This window comes from Bacteroidota bacterium (assembly GCA_018692315.1).
In the GTDB taxonomy this organism is placed as follows: domain Bacteria; phylum Bacteroidota; class Bacteroidia; order Bacteroidales; family JABHKC01; genus JABHKC01.
The window spans coordinates 1-2,407 of record JABHKC010000162.1; the positions used below are offsets into that span (position 1 = coordinate 1).

The 2,407-nt window shown below is 30.9% G+C and carries 3 protein-coding genes; 2 read left to right on the forward strand and 1 reads right to left on the reverse strand.

Translation table 11 applies throughout. The features are described 5' to 3' along the window. Positions 1-243: 243 nt before the first annotated feature. Together HN894_12350 and HN894_12355 are read left to right on the forward strand one after the other, a co-directional pair. Positions 244-420, forward strand: a complete 177-nt coding sequence (locus HN894_12350; protein MBT7144112.1) for a GxxExxY protein — start codon at positions 244-246, stop codon at positions 418-420. Between the two features lie 149 nt (positions 421-569). Further along, entirely contained in the window at positions 570-758 is a 189-nt protein-coding gene (locus HN894_12355) for a GxxExxY protein (protein MBT7144113.1), read from the forward strand. A 322-nt stretch (positions 759-1,080) separates the two neighbouring features. Here HN894_12355 and HN894_12360 read toward each other — a convergent pair whose 3' ends face one another. Continuing rightward, entirely contained in the window at positions 1,081-1,929 is an 849-nt protein-coding gene (locus tag HN894_12360; protein ID MBT7144114.1) for a Bro-N domain-containing protein, read from the reverse strand. Positions 1,930-2,407: the final 478 nt, after the last annotated feature.

Here is a 2,407-nt window from a genome sequence, read left to right on the forward strand (position 1 = left end):
TGCTGCCCATATCCGAATGAAACGCTCGTTTGCTTCTTTTATAATTGTTGAATATTTAATTCTTATTTCATTTATTCTATCCATGTGGCAAAGATAGGAAAAAAAATTAATAATGGAGCAATTATATATTTACAATTACTTAGTAATTTAAAATAAGTATTGTAGAATATACCTTAGGCAATGATATTTATATATCAGGCACAATTTTCATTTAGGAATAATTCAAACTAAGAATTTGAGAATATGCATGAAAATGAAATATCCAAAGAAATTTTAAATGCTGCATTCAAAATTCATACAGCTCTCTGTCCTGGATTATTGGAAAGTACGTACAAAGAATGCTTGTTTTACGAGTTGAATAAAGTTGATTTGTTTATTGAAAAAGAGAAGCTACTTCCTTTAATTTATGGAGCCCTCTAAAAATGCAAATTTCTTCGTTGTTTCGCAATTTTAAAATCCTCATTTACAATAGTAAACTCCGGTTTTCAAATTTCTTACGCCTTGAAATTTACTATTTTTAGAAGTCCCCTTATGAATCTGTAAAATTGAACATCGGATATAGAGTAGATATGCTTGTTGAAAATAAAGTAATTGTTGAATTAAAATCAGTTGAAATCCTTACTGATGTTCATCTTGCACAAGTATTAACCTATCTTAAATTACCGGACTGTAAGCTTGGTTTGCTAATGAATTTTAATGTAAAAAGTTTGAAGTTTGGAATAAAGAAAATTGTTAATCGCATTGAACTTTGTGCTTGATACATGTGTGTATATTTCTGTTGTCTTATTTGTTTCATGTTCTAATATTGATTGACTTTGCTAAACATTAATTTAAATTAAAAACACCTTTGCAAAATATAAGAATTCTGTATGCTCGCAATGTGTTTTTGTCTTTTTTCCTTTAATCCCATCCCGAAGAGATATTCCAGCATAGCATTAACTCAAATTTTCTTTTGTTTAATGAATCGCTATGTACGAGATCCGTACGCTTAATGGTACTTCGGCAGGCTCAGCAGAGCTGTGAGAGGTGCACTGGTGGCTATTTCGCCATCAGCCGCCTACTCGATTGGCGTTTCGTTGTTTATTTATCAATAATCTTATTTTCGTTATCATTTTGCTGACCTGATTCCTTAGCATTTTTAGAAGAGACAATTGATTTTCCAGTTTGCTTTTCAATTTCTAAACGTGCTTTTTTTGCTGCGTAACCACCTTTTCTGGCAACATTGCTGTTTTCTTCCAAGCCTTGTGGTTTTTTCTCTTTTGATATTTCGGTGGTAGAGGCTTCTGCCAGCATATTTAACACCAATTCCAAATTGGTCATATTATCTCGCAAATTTTCTTTTTTAAGTCCCTTTAGTTTCTTGTATGCTTTCACATCTCTATCCGCCCACGCTTTTGTTATTTCATTGGTCAATATGGCATACTCTAAACCTTCTTTCATTCCACGTACATGCCATTCATCAGTAAGTTCTTTTCTTACCTCTATGCTTTTCAGCCTCTGATTGATCCAATCTCTCGAATAACCCTTTTTCAAGTATGTTTCCATTGCCCTATCAAATGCTTTTTCTGGATCTTCGGTCTCTTCAATTCTCTCATATCCAACTTTTGCCAACCAAATTTTAAAGGGTTCTGCCTTTGGTGAAGGAATAGATTGTATTAGTCTCAGAAGTTGTTCGGTGTCTGCAACATCTGTTTTGTAAAATTTACCATCAGACGATTCCATTTTCAGTTGGTTACAATTTGTAACCAACTCACTCCCTTCTTTCTTGAGCCTGTTTTTCAACACTTTCCAGTAATTATTTGGATTAACACTATCTGTTAGCACACCAATAATATCAACTATTGAAAAGAACCATTTTTCTTCTTCTTCGCTCCAATGAACTCGTACTCGTTGATCTTGAAATAATTTTATCGCATTTTCTTTTGTCATAATTTCTTTTTGAATCGTAAACCTCAAAAATAATTAATCTTTTTTCCTTCTGAGTTTTTAATTAGCAACGAATTCTCACAATGAATGCCAACATTAGTATAAACAGAAAATTCCGTTTATTTCTTTATTATTATTATTTGTTTTAAATATCCATCTCATCAAAAGGATCATTATATCATTGAACTTTGTACTTGAAACATGTGTGTATATTTCTGTTGTTTTACTCGATTCATGTTCTAATATTGATTCAATTTGTTATTCATAATAAAATTAAAAATACCATTGCAAAAATATAAGAATTCTGTATGCTTGCAAATTATTTTTGTATTTTTTCCTTTGGTTTTATCTTATAAAAATACTTTTTTAATCAAATTCTGTATATCTCCAAAAATAAGAAATATACGGAACAATCATAAACTTTACAATTTGATTTTTTGCGACAAGTTGAACTAAATCTAAACCAGCAAATTCATACAAA